This is a genomic window from Amycolatopsis sp. AA4, from assembly GCF_002796545.1.
Classification (GTDB): domain Bacteria; phylum Actinomycetota; class Actinomycetes; order Mycobacteriales; family Pseudonocardiaceae; genus Amycolatopsis.
The window spans coordinates 7389733-7405587 of sequence record NZ_CP024894.1 but is presented as its reverse complement, the minus strand read 5'-3'; the positions used below and the strand labels follow the sequence as shown (position 1 = coordinate 7405587).

Sequence of the window (15855 nt, the reverse complement as noted above, 5' to 3'; positions counted from 1 at the left end):
GGCAGTTGCGAGGTCGGTGCCGAAGCGTTCGGCGTCGGTGCAGCAGGTGGTGAAGTCCGACTCCCAAGACTGACTGAAGGACGTGGCTGCTCCGCCTGCTGCGCCACCGGGCAGCGCGCTGCGGAGCTGCCCGGTGGCTCGGCGCAGTGTGCGCTGCGCAGTACCCCCGCCGCGTCGGTCGCGGCTTTGCCTGCGGCCCTCAGTTCGTCCGGAACCGTACGGAACCCCATCTGCGTACCCTCCCGTAGTCGCTCCATCACGGTACGGGACAAGATGGTTCGTCTCAACGATCGCGGGCGTGGTCGAGAGGTCCTGCTCGACCACCGTGAGTAGAACTACCCGGCTGTTTCCTGGGAGGAGTGCTTTTCCGTGGGTTCGACCTGCGAGAAGGCTTGGCAACTAACTTGTCGAGGCGTCTAGCCAACTCGGCAGGTGCTTTCGGCGGAACTGTAAGACGAATCCGATTAGCGCGTGCGCGGAAGTCTGCCGGGCGAACGCAACGGTTTCGACGCCGCTCGCGAGTTTGTTCGGCAGGCTTCTGGCCCAGGTGGCCGGAGAAACGCTGATCGGGAGAGGTTTCCTCCTTGGCCTCGCCTGCCTCACACCGCATGATTCGAACACGCAACGCATGCATGACGCGGTGCGTGAGCTTGCCGAGCGAGAGGCCTTCGGCGGCAAGTTTCCCGATGGCCTGTGTGGTAGTCGGCGAAGAGAACCGCGGTTAGCCGAGGCCGTCCAGGAACGGGCGGTGTGCGTTCTGGAAAGCCCAGCCGTAATACCGATCCCAGTTCACCGACCACGTCATCAACCCGCGCAGTGCGGGCGACGCGCCGCCGCGCAAGGTGTAGGAGCCGCAACCCGTTCCGTGGGCTAGGCAGGTTACTGCGGTTTGGACTTCAGACGGAGAGACGTAGCCGTTTCCTGCGCTGACGGCGGCGGGCAGGCCGACGGCGATTTGGTCTTCTCGTAGGCCGGGGAAGGTTTGGCCGGTGTTCGCGACTTTGAAGCCGGACTTCAGCATGTCGGTCATGGCGATCAGGAAGTCCGCGCCGCCCATCGTGTGGTACTGGTTGTCCAATCCCATGACTGGGCCCGAGTTGTAGTCCTGTACGTGCAGCACCGTGAGCGAGTCGCGCAAAGCGTAGATGACCGGCAGGTAGGCGCCGGTTCGGCTGTCGCCGCCGCCGGAGCCGCCGTAGAACTGGTAGCCCACCTGGACGAAGAAGGTTTCGGGGGCCATCGTCAGGACAAACTTGGCTCCGTAGCGGGCTTTCAGGGTTTTCAAAGCCGAGATCAGGTTGACGATCACCGGCGTGGTCGGGTTGTGGAAGTCGGTGTCGCCCGAGTTCAGGGACAGGGACTGGCTTTCGAAGTCTACGTCCAGGCCATCCAAGCCGTATTTGTCGATGATCGACGCGACGGAGTTGACGAAGTTGTCGCGGGCGGCGGTGGTCGTGAGTTGGACTTCGCCGTTTTGGCCGCCGATCGAGATCAGGACCTTTTTGCCTTGCGCCTGCTTCGCGCGAATGGCGGCGATGAAGTCGGCATCGCTTTCCACGCCGGGGCATTCGGCGGTCGAGCAGCGGTTGAAGCGGATGTCGCCGGAGGTCACGGAGGTGGGTTCGGCGAAGGCCAGGTCGATGATGTCCCACGCGGCCGGGACGTCGGCGAGCTTCAAGTATCCCGAGCCGTTCGCGAAGCTTGCGTGGACGTAGCCGATCAAGGAGTGTTTCGGCAGGCCGGTGCTGGTGCAGCCGGTGGTGGTCGCGGAAACCGCTGCGGTGTGGGCGGATTCGGCTTTGTCGTTGTAGGCGGTGACCGAGTAGCTGTGCGAGGTGCAGGCGGTCAGGCCGGAGAGCGTCGTGGAAGTGCCGGGCACGGTGGCGCGCAGGGTGTTGTCTTCGTAGACGCGGTAGCCGGTGACGGTTCCCGCGGCGGCACCCCAGGTCAGGGCGATCGAGGTGTCGGTGACGGTGCCGACTGTCGGGGTTCCGGGGACGCCAGGGGAACCGGGGGTGTCGCCGCCGGGTCCGTCGAGGACTACGTCGTCTGCGTAGTACGTGCCGGCGCCGTACCAGCCGTGCAGGTACAGCTCGGCGGACGTTTGGTTCGCCGTGGTGGTGAAGGACAGCGAGAGTTGGCTGTATGCGGAGGCGTTGGTCCAAGTGGAGGAGCCGCCGGTGACGCCCAGGTACACCGGGGCACCTTGGACCCAGGCGGAGACCGAGTAGGTCGTGTTGGGGCGCACGGATACTGTTTGGGTGCATTGGCCCTGGTCGGAAGCGCCAGGAGTGACGGCTAGGGCGTAGGTTCCCGAATGCACCGGCGTCTTCACGGCCGCGCCTGCCGGGCACATCCAGCCGGAGGTGGAACCGGTCTCGAAACCGGGGTTGGCGAGCAGGTTCGCGGCTTGTGCTGGTCCGCCGACGACCAAGCCGGCTGCGGCTAGCAGGAGCACGACGAGGAAACGAGCACGCTTCATTGCGGTTCCTCCGGTCCGATCCGACCCCCGTGGTCGATATTGTCTAGACCATTCACTGAGTTGTCCAGACCTATCTGACCGACGAAAGTCGGCTTCCCGGCGGCTCAGGCGGGAGGTGGAAGCCCCGGGCGGAGGTGCTGTCGGCGACCGGAGGGCTCCGGACAAAGTGACTATCCGGTGGCGAATGCGGCGAAATGGCTTCGGCTATTCGAGTTAATCAGGCTGATCCGCCCGTCCTCGCCGGAATCCCGATGGTTTCCTCGGGGTCTCGAAACCGTAGATCGGGGGGCTGGGGGATGAGCGATCCGCTGTCCGGCGGGGCGGGCGACGCGGCGGCTCGGGTGGACCAGATGGTGGCGCAGGCGAAGCAGAAAGCCCAGCGGTACCAAGCGATGCAGGCGGCGGTCGGGCAGGTCTCGGTGACCGAAACCGGCAAGGACGGGCTGGTCACGGTCACCGTCGACTCGGCGGGGAACGTGACCGATCTGCGGATCACCGACCAGGTCCGGGAGCTCTCCGGGGCGCAGGTGGCCGCCGCGGTACTGACGACCTTGCGGCGGGCGCAGGCGCGGCTGCCGGACCGGCTCGGCGAGGTCATGGCCGAGACGATCGGCGACGACCGGCAGACGGTGGACACGATCGTCGGCAACTACCGGGCCAAGTTTCCGGAGCCGGAACCGGAAGAACCAGACCCCGGCGAGGACCGGAACGTCCGGAATCTCGGTGCCCTCGAAGAAGAATCCGCCCCGAAGCCGCCTCCGGTGCGCAGGCCGCCGGGCGACTCCGACGAAGGCGACGACGGCTTCGGCCAATCGTTCATGACACGGGGATGAGTCCGATGACAGGTTCCAGCGGTTACGAGGTCCACCCGGACGAACTGGCCAAGCACGCGAAAGCCGTGGAACAGGTCGGCAAAACGCTGGGGCAGGCGTTGTCCGCGGCGGAGCAGGTGACGATGGGCGTGCAGGCGTACGGCATGATCACCGGCCCGCTGTTCGTGCCGATCGTGCTCGCGGTGAGCGCGCCTGGGCTGGCGACGCTGGCGTTGGCGCAGCAGGCGATGGGCCAGGTGGCGCAAACGGTGAACCAGGCCGTGACGACCTATCAGAACGCCGAGCACAACCACGCGCAAACCATCGCCGGTCTCGGGAAGAAGCTCTCGTGAGCAACCCGTTGGTGGCACAGCGGCAGGATTCGACCACCTGGCACAGCGGGATCAACATCCTCGACGACGCCGCGGGCGTGTACGACGGGGTGCAGTCCGGTTCGTGGGTCGACGCGGGGATCTCCGCGCTCGGGGCCGGGCTGGACATGCTGACCGTCGTGATGAATCCGGTCGGCACGCTGATCTCCTACGGGCTGAACTGGCTGATCGAGCACGTGAAGCCGTTGCAGGACGCGCTCAACCAGCTGGCCGGGGACGGCGACCAGATCTCGGCGTATTCGGAGACCTGGAAGAACATCGGGAAAGCCACGCAGCAGGCGGCGAAGGATCTGGCCGCGACGGTCCAGCAGGACACCGCGAACTGGAAGGGCGCGGCGGCCGACGCGTACCGGGCGAATATCGGGAAGAAGATCGACCACATCAACGCCGCCGCGACGTGCGCGAACACGATCAGCACGGTGGTCGAGGTCGTCGGCGTGATCACCGCCGCGGTGCGCTGCCTGGTCCGCGACATGATCACCCAGGCGGTCGGCGACTTCATCCAGGACGCGCTGGAGGAGGTGTGCTCGCTCGGGCTCGGCACGCCGGTCGTGGTCGCGCAGGTCGTCGAGCAGGTGTCGGCTTGGCTGGAGAAGATCGGCGCGCTGATCAAGAAGCTGATCAATTCGGTCGAGAAGCTGCGGCCGCTGATGTCGAAGCTCGAGGAGATCTTCGCGTCGATCAAGAAGGTTCTCGCCGAATTGCACGGCAGGCCGGGTGAAGGCGATGCGACCCACGTGTCCTCGGCCGACGAACCGCATTCCGGCAAGCCCGGCGAGCACAGTCCCGGCGACCACGAACCGCCCGGCGGAAAGGACGGCACCGACCCGGCGAGCGCGAACGCTCCGGGCGACGACGGCGCGAATCCGGGCAAGCCCAAGGGAAACGACTCCGATCCGCTCAGCCAGGACGGCAAGAAACCCGGAGCCGAACAAGAGGCCAACGGACGCTGCGGCGGCCGGGAACCGATCGACCTCGCCACCGGCGACATGTTCCTGGTGCAGTTCGACGTCACGCTCGACGGCGTGCTGCCGCTCGTGCTGGAGCGCACGCACATCTCGGCTTACCGGTCCGGCCGGATGTTCGGCCCGTCCTGGGCTTCGACTCTCGACCAGCGAGTGGTCACCGACGGCGAGGCCGTCTACTACGCGGCACCGGACGGTGCCATCGTGACCTTCCCCGCGCCACCGGCGGACGGGCGGCCGGTCAGCCCGCTGTTCGGACCCCGCTGGTTGCTCACCCGGCGGCCCGACGGCTTCTCCCTCGACCGCACGGCTGACGGAACCACTCTGTATTTCCCCGCCGGCAACGGAAACACCGCGCATCTCGCCCGGATCGCGGACCGCAACGGCAACGAGATCGTGTTCGTGCGCGACGACACCGGGGTCGTGACCAACGTCCGGCATTCGGGCGGGTACGAGGTGCTGGTCGAAAGCTCGGCGGGGCTGGTGCGTTCGCTGCGGCTGGGCGGGACCGCGGCGGACCCGATTCCGTTGGTGAGCTTCGATTACGATGAAGCTGGCAGGCTGCGGGAGGTCGTCAACTCGTCGCGCAAGCCTTATGCCTTCGCATACGATCACGCCGGCCGGGTAACGAAATGGGTGGACCGGAACGGGGAATGGTATTCCTACGAATACGACCACCGCGGCCGGTGCGTCGCCACCGACGGATCCGGCGGCGCGGTGTCCGGCACGCTCGAGTACGACGACGAAAACCGGCTGACCGTCGAGACCGATTCGCAGGGCCGGGTCACGCGGCACTGCTTCAACGAGCGGCGGCAGCTGATCCGCCAGGTCGATCCGCTCGGCAACGAGACCCGCCAGGTCTGGGACGGCTACGACCGGCTGGCCGCGACGGTCGACCCGCTGGGCCGGACCACCGCCTACGGCTACGACGACCGCGGCAACCTGGTGACGGCGACACGCCCGGACGGCAGCCAGACCCTGGTCACCTACGGCGAGTTCGACCTTCCAGTGGTGCGGATCGATCCGGACGGCGGCGTCTGGCGCTACGCCTACGACGAGCGCGGCAATCCGGTCGCGCTGACCGATCCCGCCGGCGCGGTCGTCAGCTACGGCCGGAACGAACGCGGGCACCTGACGTCGGTCACCGACGCGCTGGGGAACGTCCGGCGGATCCGGGCCGACGCGGCCGGGCTGCCGGTCGAGATCACCGATCCGCTCGGCGGCGTGACCCGCTGCGTGCGCGATCCGTTCGGCAGGCCGAGCGAGATCAGTGATCCGCTCGGCCAGGTGCGGCGGTTCCGGTGGACGGTGGAGGGCAGGCTCAGTTCCCGGACGATGCCCGACGGCAGCGTCGAGCGGTGGATCCGCGACGCGGAGGGCAACGAGGTCGCCTACGTCGACGCGCTGGGGCAGACGACCAAGACGTGGCTGACCCATTTCGACCTGCCCGCCGCGCAGCTCGAACCGGACGGCGGGAGGTACGAATTCCGCTACGACACGGAAATGCGCCTGCTGTCCACGACCAATCCGCAGGGCCTCGTCTGGTCTTACGAGTACAACGAGGCCGGGAAGCTGATCCGGGAGATCGACTACAACGGCCGGGAAGTGCGGTACGCCTACGATGCCGCGGGGCAGCTGACCAGCCAGACGAACGGGGCCGGCGAGACCGTCGAATTCCGTTACGACCTGCTGGGCAACGTCGTCGAACGGCGGCACGCGGGCGGGGTGTCGAGGTTCGAGTACAACGCGGCCCGGCAGGTCGTGCGCGCGGCCAACGAAGCGTCGGAAGTGGTTCTGCAGCGCGATCCGCTCGGCCGGGTGCTCGCGGAAACCGGCAACGGGCGGACCGTCTCTTCCCGCTACGACGCGGCGGGCAGGCGGATCGCGCGCCGGACCCACGCCGGTGCGGAAAGCTGGTGGGGTTACGACGCGGCGGGCAGGCCGACCTCGTTGCGCACCGCGGCGCGCACGATGTCGTTCAGCTACGACCCGGCCGGGCATCTCGTGGAATGGCTCCTCGACAGCGGGGCGATGCTGGCCCAGTCCTGGGACAGCAACGACCGGCTGGTCGCGCAGACCGTGAGCACCGTCGCCGGGCGGGCGGGAGCCGCCGGATCGGCGCGGCGTACCCAGCACCGCGCGTTCCAGTTCCGGGCGGACGGGGTGGTCTCGGCGATCGAGGACCAGCTCACCGGGGCGCGCCGGTTCGACCTCGACCCGCTGGGGCGGGCGACCCGGGTGACGGGTGCTGGCTGGCACGAGTCGTACCAGTACGACGCGAGCGGGAACGTGCGGCACGCCGAGCACGGGCATCCGCACGCGGCGAGCGCGTTGTCCGGCCCGCGCGGCTACGCCGGCACCTTGCTGCGCGAGGCGGGACCGGTCAGCTACCAGTACGACGCACAGGGCCGGGTCGTGCTGGCGCACAAGAAGCGGTTGTCCCGGCCGCCCGCGGTCTGGCGCTACTCCTGGGATCCCGACGATCAGCTGGTCGAATTGGCGACTCCGGACGGCGTGCGCTGGCGGTACCTGTACGACCCGTTCGGCCGCCGGATCGCGAAACTCCGGCTCGCCGCCGACGGTTCGGTCGCCGGCCGGGTGGATTTCCTGTGGGACGGCCACGTGCTGGCCGAACAGGTCGCCGCGGGCCGGGTGACGACGTGGGACTGGGATTCCGCCGAGTTCCGTCCGCTCGCCCAGCGCGAACGGACGATCGCCGCGGACCGCCCGCAAGACCGGGTCGACGAGGAGTTCTACGCGATCGTCACCGACTTCGCCGGTGCCGCGACCGAGCTGATCGACCCGGGCGGAAACGTCGCCTGGCACGCCGACCGGACCCTCTGGGGATACCGCGCCGGGGCAAGCCAGGGTGGCGTTTCCGTGCCGATGCGGTTCCCCGGCCAGTACCACGATGAGGAAAGCGGCCTGTACTACAACTACTTCCGCTATTACGACCCGGAGACCGGCCGGTATGCCTCGCCCGACCCGCTCGGCCTGCACGGCGGCGACAACCCGCACGCGTACGTGGCGAACCCGACCAGCTGGCTCGACCCGTTCGGGCTGTCGGCCAACCAGCGGCGCTGGATCGACCACAGCGACGGCTGGCGGCTCGGCATCGACCGGTTCCCGATCGGCGGCGGTTCGGACTTCGAGATCCACGTGTACCGCAACGGCGAGGAGAAGGGGCTGTGGGGCAGCGAGGGCTGGTTCAACAAGCACGGCAAGCCCGCGTCCGCGCCGGACGATATTCCGCCGCATCTGGAAGGTAGACTGCGCAACCTCTCCATCGAGGAGATGCGCCGGGACGGGCGTCTTCCGGAGAAAGGCCGCGCCGATCTGTCCGGCGACAAGTGGAAGCGGCCCAGGATCACCGGCAAGTGCAAGGAATGAACATGAAGTATGTGGCGCTGCCCTTCGACGCGACCCAGTACCTGGCGAAACTGCCGGAGCTGGCGGACGAGCTTCCGCCGGGGGCGCGGGAGTTCGCGACGGACCCGCACCACTACGACTTCAGTTCCGCGTACTCGGTGAAGGACCTGAAGCTGGCCGGAATCGACTACGCGGACCAGGGTGAGACGGTCGACGTCGTACTGCGGTTCGCGCACAGTCCGTTTTCGCACGCCGCGCCGCTCGAGATCCGGTACCAGGACGTGCTGACGTTCTCGGTGGAGGTCGGCGAGAAGCAGCCGGAGATCGTCCGGCTGGGCACCCTCGCGCTGGACGAGATCCTGCCGCACGAGCACGGCTGCAGCCACGAGATCGGGTTCCACGCCGGGTCGGTTTTCGTGGTGTGCCGCGACTTGACCGCCGCCTGGCAGCCTTCGGAGTGAGTTTCCGGCCGAGTACCGACTCGCGTCGGTAATTCCTCCCGATCTTCGGCGTTACAGTGACCGGGCGAGGGGTCGCGGCCGGAGGAGTCATGGAGCTGGAACTGCGCCACCTGCGCGCGCTCGTGGCCATCGCCGACACGCACAGTCTCATTCGCGCGGCCAAAGCGTTGCACGTGTCTCAACCTGCGTTGTCCGGGTTGCTGCGGCGCGTCGAACGGTCGGTCGGCGGGAGTCTGTTCGCGCGATCGCCGACCGGCTGTGTGCCGACGGCGCTCGGGGAGGACGTCGTCGCGGACGCACGCGCGGTGCTGGCCGGGATGTCGGCGCTGACCGAGCGGGCGGGCGCGCGGCGGGAGTCGGCGGGGGCGGTTCGTCTCGGCGGGTACAGCGGGTTTCTGCATCTCGCGTTGGCAAGGTGGTTGCGGGATCAGCCGTGGTGTCCGTCGGTCCGGGTGCACGAGGAACAGGACGAGGCCCGGACGTTGGCGGCGCTCGCGGACGGGGACCTCGACCTCGCGCTGATTTACCTCGCGCCGCTTCCGGATCGGCTCGTTCCGGACGGCGTCGAGAGTCTCGTGGTACAAGCGCGGGAGCCGGTTTTCGTGATTCTGGCCGAAGAGCATCCGCTGGCCGCGAGCGGCGAGATACCGCTGGCGGAACTTGCCGCGTATCCCTGGGCGGACGATCCGCCGTGGACGACCCGATGGTCGGTGTACCTGCAGGAAGTCTGCCGACAGCACGGCGTGGTGCTGGATCAGCCGCACCGGCCGCAATGTCTGGCTACTTTGCTGGATCTGGTGCGCGAGGGCATGGCGGTCGCGCCGGCGTTGGCGACGCGGGAGGACCGGCAGGACGGGATCGTGGTGCGGGCGATCGAGGACGCGCCGCTGTGGCAGGAGCTGCGGTTGTGCTACCGGCCGGGCACGATGGTCGCGGACCGGGTCGGCGAGATATCTCAGCAGGTGGCTCGTGATTACGCCAACCGGCAGGGGTGCAGTGCCGCGTTCGACCGCTGGTGGCACCGCACTCCTGCCGGGGCGGGGGCTAGACGGTGACGCGCCAGTTGCTGTTCGGCGTCGGCACCTCGAACTGCAGCGACGAGCAGCTGTAGTCGCTGGGGTTCGGGTTGGCGGTCGGCTGCAACGGCGAGTTCGACTCCGTCGCGGGCGTCCACTGGCCGCCGATGCGCAGTTGCAGCTGGCTGGATTCGAACACCTTGCCCTTGGCGTCCGAGCAGTAGTAGGCCTGGCCGGTCGACGGGTCGACGGTCGAGTACAGCTCGAAGATGTCCCAGCCCTCGTTGAGGGTGCTCTGGTCGCTCCCGCTTTGCGAGAACAGGTCGTCCCACTTGCCGGTCTTCACGTTGTAGAGCGAGGCGGTCCAGCTGTTGGCGCCCGCGTCGGTCTGGACTTCCTGGACGGTGAACGCCGGGTGTCCGTCCACTGTGGACGTGTAGGTGGACAGGAACGAGTCGTCCAGCGGGACGACCTTCGCGGGTCCGACTGTCCCGCACCAGTCCCAGGCCCAGACCTGACCGCCCTGGTCGAGCCCGTACGCGGTGACGACCTCGATGCAGGAATGCCCGGTGGGCTTGACCGTCGGGGCGTAGACGACGTCCGCGCTGTTCGAGAGGCGGAGATCGGGAACGACACTGTGCGTGACGAGAATTCCGTCCGCGCCGCTGGAAAGTTGTGGTTCGGGGCCCCAGAAAGTGTGCTGCTGCGCGTCGAGCCGCGGTTTGACCGAGCGGCCGGCCTTTTCGTGGCGTAACCGGAGGAACTTGTCCGCCGCGGTCCCGGCGGCGGCCTTCGCGGCGGCGCCGGTCAGCCCGGGCACCACCCCGCTGTCCGGAGCCGCGGAAACCGGCGGGCTGCCGGCGACGACGGCCGCGGCCGCCAGGGCGGAAGTGAGCAGGGCGAAGAGTTTCCGCATCGGTGCATCTCCTCGTCGTAGGCGAAGGAAACGCGCGGAGGGAAAAGGGGGTCCGTCCGCGGGACACGGATGTTAGGTCGGGATTTTCGGTGCCAGGCACCGACTTTCGACGGGGTGTTCGGGTCGGCGCAGGTCAGCGCGGGCATAAGTTTTCGCGCGCGCCCGAGGTTATGCCGCCGAACGGAGCAATCAGCGCGTCCTGGCCCGGACGCGGATGCGCTCGCCCTGTTTGCCGAACATGCTGAGGATTTCGACCGGCCCCTCGCCGGTGCTGCCGAACCAATGCGGAATCCGGGTGTCGAATTCGGCGACCTCGCCCGCCTTGAGGACGACGTCGTGGTCGCCGAGCACGAGCCTGCCCTTGCCGCTGAGCACGCAGAACCACTCGTGCCCGGGATGAGTGCGCGGGTCGGGCTCGCATCGGGCGGCGTCGAAGATCATCTTCGCCGACTGGAACTGGCCGGGCCGCTGAGTGAGCGGCACGACGATCCGATCGCTGCGCGTGACCGGCTGCAGCGGCGAGGTGCCGACCAGTTCGTCCAGCGGGACCCGGTGCGCGCGGGAGATCGGGAGCAGCAGTTCGAGGGTGGCCTTGCGCTGGCCGGATTCCAGACGGGAGAGCGTGCTGATCGAGATGCCGGTCGCGGTGGACAGCTCGTCCAGGGTGCAGTTACGTTGCCGCCGGAAGTGCCGGAGCCGGGGGCCGACCGCGGCGATGATGTCCTCCACGCAGGCCAGCATGACACTCCGCGCCGCCGGGCGGCACGGAATTACCGCGCTTCACCGAACCGAATCCAGTGCCGCGCGGACGAACGAAGCCACCTGGGGCCGCCGGTCCTGTTCGTTCCACGCGAGTACCAGCTGGCTGGGCGGGGCGTCCCCGATCGGCACGCAGACCACCCCCGGCGGAACCTGGTCGACCAGCGAGCGCGGCAGCACCCCGACCATCCGCTCCAGCGAGACGAGGTGCAGCAGCTGAACCACGTCGGCCACCTGGGGGCCGGTTCCTTCGACGCCGGGCACGCCCTTCCACGACGGCAGCGTTTCACCGTCCAAATCGGACAGCCGGACGGACGAGCGTTGCGCCAGCCGGTGCGTGCTGGGGAGGATGGCGACGCGGTCCTCGGCGTGCAGGGGTTCGGAGGCGAGCCCGGTCAGGTCGTCGAACGGGACGAACAGGAGGCCGACGTCCGCGCGGCCGCTGAGGAGGAAGTCGGTGCGGTCGGCGGGGCCGCTGAAGAGGATGTCGACCTGGTGGGCGTCGGGATGGCGGGAGTATTCGGCGAGGATTCCGGACAGCAGTCCGGCGTCGCCGCCCGGTTTGAGCACCAGGCGCAGGTGGCTCTCCCCGGCGCGGCGGGCGTTGCGGGCGGCGGCGCTGACCGCGTTCAGTGCGTGTCGTCCGTGTTCCTGCAGCGCCTCGCCGGCCGCGGTCAGTTCGACATGGCGGCTGGAGCGCGTGAACAACTGCACGCCGAGCCGGTTTTCGATGCGCTGGATCGCCTTCGACAGCGCGGGCTGAGCGATCGACAACCGCACGGCGGCGCGGCCGAAGTGCAGTTCGCCGGCGACTGCCAGGAAGTACTCGAGTTCGCGCGTCTCCAGTTCAGCCATGCCTCCAGGTTATCGCCGAATAGCGAATCGGTCTTGGACGTCCAGCCGATCCGAGGGCAAAACTTGAAGCATGATCACGCACACGATGATTGTTTCGTTCGACCAGCCGCTCCCCGATGGCGAGCTGGATCAGTACCTCAGCGATATCAAACAGGCGATGCTGGCGACCGGGTTCGCGGAGTCGGTCGAAACCCGGCGGCACCTGCCGATCCCGGGCGAGGACGCTATTCCGGCGCTGATCGCGACCGCGATCATCCAGGTCACCGTCGCCGACCTCGACACGTTGGCCAAGAGCTTCGCCGCGCCCGAACTGCACGAGCTGATCGACCGGTGGCAGGCGCGGCATTCGTACCGGGTGGCCTGGGCGAACCACGAGTCGCTGTCGTGAACCAGCGACGCGGGCTCGTCACCGGGGCGGGCAGCGGGATCGGCCGGGCGGCGGCGATCGAGTTCGCGCGCACCGGAGCGGCGGTGGGCGTGCTGGACATCGACGAGGCCGCCGCGGTGGAGACGGTCGAGCTGATCAAGAAGGACGGCGGGGAGGCGCTGGCCGTCCAGGTCGACATCGGCGACGAGTCTTCGGTACAGGCCGCGATCAAGCAGACGGTCGAGGCGTACGGCGGACTCGACTTCGCGGTCAACAACGCCGGGGTGTCGTCCCGCCAACGCGTCGACCAGCTGACCCTCGCCGAGTTCGAACGCGTCGTGCAGGTGAATCTGTCCGGGACTTTCCTGTGCCTGAAGTACGAACTGCCGCACCTCCACGGTGGCGCGATCGTGAACGTCGCGTCCAACGGCGGGTTGTACGCGATCCCGAACGCGCCGGCGTACGTCGCGACGAAGCACGGGATTGTCGGCCTGACCAAGGTCGCGGCGGTGGACTACGCGGCGGACGGCATCCGCGTCAACGCGGTGTGCCCGGGGCCGACGCGGACGCCGGGGTTCGACCAGTGGGCCGGTGACCCCGGCATGATCGCCCGGCAGGAGGCGATCACTCCGCTCGGCAGGCTGGCGACGCCGGAAGAAGCCGCCGCGGCCATGGTCTGGCTTTGCTCGGACGCCGCGTCGTACGTCACCGGGACGACGCTGTCGGTCGATGGCGGACGGCGGGCCTAAAGCTCGCTGGCCAGGAGTTTCGCAGTCTCCGCAGGGGATTCGACGGGGAAGTGGTGGCTGCCGAGGTCGACCAGTTCGATCCGGATCCGGTCGCCGTAGCGGTCTATCGCCTCCTGGGCGATGATCGAGCGCACGGCGTACAACACGACCGGCTGGGCGACTTCGCGCAGCGCCGCGTCGAGGTCCCAGCGCGCCAGACCTTCGAGCGAGTGCAGACCCGCTGGCTGACGTACCGAGGCCATCTTCTCGGTATATCTGTCCACCAAGGACGGATCGGTGCCTTCCGGCGAGCCGCCCTCGACCATGCCGCGCATCGCGCCGGCGAAGTCTTCCCGGAACGGCCGCAGCAACGCTTGGACGTCCTCCTCGCTCTGCGCGGGGAACAAGTTCAGGTAGTGCAACGCGTCGAGCGCGATCACCTGGGTGACCGTGTCCGGGAGCAGCCGGGCGGTCTCGACCGCGACCGCTCCGCCGAGCGAATGCCCGGCCACGACAGTGGATTCGACCGCTTCGGCGGCCAGCACGGCGGCCACGTCGCGGGCGAATTCCTCGATGGTCCACGTGTCGCGGTCCGACCGGGAGTCGCCGTGCTCGGCGAGGTCGACGGCCAGCACACGGACGTCGGGCGGAAGGTGTTCGACGATCGGGTCGAAGTCGCCGCGGTCACAGCCCCAGCCGTGGATGAGCGTCAAGGCGGTCCCGTCGGCGGGACCGGTTGCGGTGTAATGGATTTGCGTGCCGTCCGGGCGGCGGGTTTCGCGGTTCACGCGACTGCTCCTCAGAAAGCGCGGTGGTAGCGGACGGGCCAGGCCTCTTGGGGCTGGTTTCGCAGGGCGAGGTACGGGTCGCGCAGCAGCGAGCGGCCCATCAGGACGGCGTCGGCCTTGCCCCAGCGGATGATCTGGCCCGCCGCCGCCAGATCGGTGATCTGGCCGACCGGCGCGACGGCCAGCCCGGACGATTCCTTGAGCGCGGCGGCGAATTCGACGTTCACGCCTTCCTGGTTCGGCGGCCGCGCTCCGCGATCGCGCACGAGCACGCCGGAGGTGACGTCGAGAAGGTCGATCCCGACGGCCGCCAGTTCCTTGGCGAACTCCGCGGCGTCGTCGAGCGCGATGCTGCCCTCGACCCAGTCGGTGGCGGTGATGCGGACGAACACCGGCTTGTCCTCGGGGAACGCCTCCCGCACGGCGCGGGCGACGCGCAGCGGGAAGCGCATCCGGTTCTGCGCGCTTCCGCCGTACTGGTCGGTGCGGCGATTGGACAGCGGGGACAGGAACTGGTGCAGCAGATAGCCGTGCGAGGCATGGATTTCGACGGCTTGGTAACCGGCCAGCTCGGCCATCCGGGTCGCGTGCGCGAAGTCCTCGACGACCTGGTCCAGGTCGGCCGCGGTGGCCGGGCGGGGCATCGCCAGGTCCCCGAACGGGATCGCCGACGGCGCGATCAGCTCCCAGCCGCCGGCGGAGACCGGCACCGGGCCGTTCTGTCCGGCGCCGACCCACGGGACCTGGTGCGATCCCTTGCGGCCGACGGCGTTCAGTTGCACCGCGGGCACCGCGCCGTGGCCGGATACGAACGAGGTCAGCTTCCGGTGCGCGAGCGCCTGTTCCTCGTTCCAGAGCCCGAGATCGGCGGCGGTGCACCGGTTGTCCGGGCTGATCGCGGTGGCCTCGACCATGACCAGTCCGACGCCGCCGATCGCGCGGGGGCCGTAGTGCGCCAGGTGCCATTCGGTCGGCAGCCCGTCCGGACCGGCCGCGTACTGCGCCATCGGGGACATCCAGACGCGATTGCGGAAGGTGACGTCGCGCAAGCGCAACGGGGTGGTTTCGGGGAACTCCGCGCGGGAGGCGCTGAACTCGCTCATGCCACAGTACGGTACGCCTCATTCCGCACTGCGGCACACTCCGTCTCAGTCTTCGGCGAGCAAGCGGCTGACCTCGGCCGCCGCGGCCACGACCAGCGGCGCGAAGGTCTTCTCTTGCGAGCGGGTGTAGCGCGTGTCGGGAATGGCGAGGGTGATCGTCGCCACCGGGCGTCCAGCCTGGTCGGTGATGGCCGCCCCGATCGACGACACTTGCGGGCGGAACCACGATGAGGATCCGTTGAGCGCGTAACCCCGCTTCGCGGTCAGCGCGATGTCGCGGCGGAGCGCGACGAAATCCGGCTGCTGCGCGAACTCCGGAAGTTCGTGGGTGAACAACTCTTCGATCTCGGCTTCGTCGAGCAGCGCCATGATCGCCGTACCGCCGGACGTAGCCAGCAGCGGAACCCGCGTGCCCACGTCGAGCACGACTCGCACGATCTGGTCGGTGTGCTGGCTGGCGACGACGACGAGGCTGTCGCCGTCGCGTTCGGCCAGCATGACGGTCTCGTTCGTCTCGGCGGCGAGCCGCTTGATAACCGGCTCGGCGACCTCCTTGAGGTCCGGCTTTCCGCAGTCGCGCAACCCGAGCGCCAGCACCCTCGGCGCGACCCCCCAGCGTGCGCGTTCCTCGTCCACGACCTTCAGCCATCCGGCCTGCTGAAGCGTGATCAGGCCGCGCTGCACGGTGCTCTTCGGGATTTCCGTGCATCGCGCCAGCTCCGAGACGCCGATCGGCTGTCGCTGGGCGACTTCCTCGAACACTCGCAGCGTGCTGAGGACACTGTTCATCGTCCGGACCCCGCTGGACCGCTTGTCGGCCTCTTCGTCGTGCATGTGCCTCA

General features: G+C 68.5%; 14 protein-coding genes. 7 read left to right on the top strand and 7 right to left on the bottom strand.

Annotation, left to right across the window (positions count from 1 at the left end; all coding sequences use genetic code 11):
• Nucleotides 1–721: 721 nt before the first annotated feature.
• Nucleotides 722–2482, bottom strand: a complete 1761-nt coding sequence (locus CU254_RS34105; protein ID WP_009083533.1) for a chitinase — start codon at nt 2480–2482, stop codon at nt 722–724.
• 296 nt (nt 2483–2778) lie between these two features.
• Here CU254_RS34105 and CU254_RS34100 point away from each other — a divergent pair, with 296 nt between their 5' ends.
• From CU254_RS34100 to CU254_RS34080, 5 genes are all read left to right on the top strand, one after another.
• On the top strand, nt 2779–3315 hold the full coding sequence (locus tag CU254_RS34100; RefSeq protein WP_037715722.1) for a YbaB/EbfC family nucleoid-associated protein: 537 nt from the start codon (nt 2779–2781) through the stop codon (nt 3313–3315).
• Between the two features lie 5 nt (nt 3316–3320).
• Complete coding sequence (locus tag CU254_RS34095; protein WP_037715719.1) at nt 3321–3647, top strand: type VII secretion target; 327 nt, start codon at nt 3321–3323, stop codon at nt 3645–3647.
• Nucleotides 3644–8041, top strand: a complete 4398-nt coding sequence (locus tag CU254_RS34090; RefSeq protein ID WP_100266962.1) for an RHS repeat-associated core domain-containing protein — start codon at nt 3644–3646, stop codon at nt 8039–8041. The genes CU254_RS34095 and CU254_RS34090 overlap by 4 nt, the downstream gene beginning before the upstream one ends.
• Nucleotides 8042–8043: 2 nt before the next feature.
• Nucleotides 8044–8481 (top strand): hypothetical protein, encoded by a 438-nt coding sequence (locus CU254_RS34085; protein WP_037715715.1) that lies wholly within the window; start codon nt 8044–8046, stop codon nt 8479–8481.
• A gap of 89 nt (nt 8482–8570) precedes the next feature.
• On the top strand, nt 8571–9536 hold the full coding sequence (locus tag CU254_RS34080) for a LysR family transcriptional regulator (RefSeq protein ID WP_037715713.1): 966 nt from the start codon (nt 8571–8573) through the stop codon (nt 9534–9536).
• Here CU254_RS34080 and CU254_RS34075 read toward each other — a convergent pair.
• The 3 genes from CU254_RS34075 to CU254_RS34065 form a co-directional block, all read right to left on the bottom strand.
• The gene (locus CU254_RS34075) at nt 9526–10413 is read right to left on the bottom strand and encodes a hypothetical protein (RefSeq protein ID WP_009083523.1); all 888 of its coding nucleotides are present in this window, start codon (nt 10411–10413) and stop codon (nt 9526–9528) included. The genes CU254_RS34080 and CU254_RS34075 overlap by 11 nt on opposite strands.
• 189 nt (nt 10414–10602) lie before the next feature.
• Nucleotides 10603–11142 carry a helix-turn-helix domain-containing protein gene (locus CU254_RS34070; RefSeq protein ID WP_037718439.1) on the bottom strand — a complete coding sequence of 180 codons (540 nt, stop codon included), beginning with the start codon at nt 11140–11142 and terminating at the stop codon, nt 10603–10605.
• A 51-nt stretch (nt 11143–11193) separates the two neighbouring features.
• A complete protein-coding gene (locus tag CU254_RS34065) occupies nt 11194–12027 on the bottom strand; it encodes a LysR family transcriptional regulator (protein WP_009083519.1) in 834 nt (277 codons plus the stop codon).
• A gap of 70 nt (nt 12028–12097) precedes the next feature.
• Here CU254_RS34065 and CU254_RS34060 point away from each other — a divergent pair, with 70 nt between their 5' ends.
• Both CU254_RS34060 and CU254_RS34055 read left to right on the top strand, forming a co-directional pair.
• Nucleotides 12098–12415, top strand: a complete 318-nt coding sequence (locus tag CU254_RS34060; protein WP_009083517.1) for a hypothetical protein — start codon at nt 12098–12100, stop codon at nt 12413–12415.
• Nucleotides 12412–13143 carry an SDR family NAD(P)-dependent oxidoreductase gene (locus CU254_RS34055; protein ID WP_234392779.1) on the top strand — a complete coding sequence of 244 codons (732 nt, stop codon included), beginning with the start codon at nt 12412–12414 and terminating at the stop codon, nt 13141–13143. Before CU254_RS34060 ends, CU254_RS34055 begins: the two co-directional genes overlap by 4 nt.
• Here CU254_RS34055 and CU254_RS34050 read toward each other — a convergent pair.
• Genes CU254_RS34050 through CU254_RS34040 form a run of 3 tightly spaced genes read right to left on the bottom strand, consistent with a single transcriptional unit; the run spans nt 13140 to nt 15847 of the window.
• Complete coding sequence (locus CU254_RS34050) at nt 13140–13910, bottom strand: alpha/beta fold hydrolase (RefSeq protein ID WP_009083513.1); 771 nt, start codon at nt 13908–13910, stop codon at nt 13140–13142. The two genes, CU254_RS34055 and CU254_RS34050, sit on opposite strands and share 4 nt — an antisense overlap.
• 11 nt (nt 13911–13921) lie before the next feature.
• A complete protein-coding gene (locus tag CU254_RS34045) occupies nt 13922–15013 on the bottom strand; it encodes an NADH:flavin oxidoreductase/NADH oxidase (protein WP_009083512.1) in 1092 nt (363 codons plus the stop codon).
• 45 nt (nt 15014–15058) lie between these two features.
• The gene (locus tag CU254_RS34040; RefSeq protein ID WP_037715708.1) at nt 15059–15847 is read right to left on the bottom strand and encodes an IclR family transcriptional regulator; all 789 of its coding nucleotides are present in this window, start codon (nt 15845–15847) and stop codon (nt 15059–15061) included.
• Nucleotides 15848–15855 lie beyond the last annotated feature (8 nt).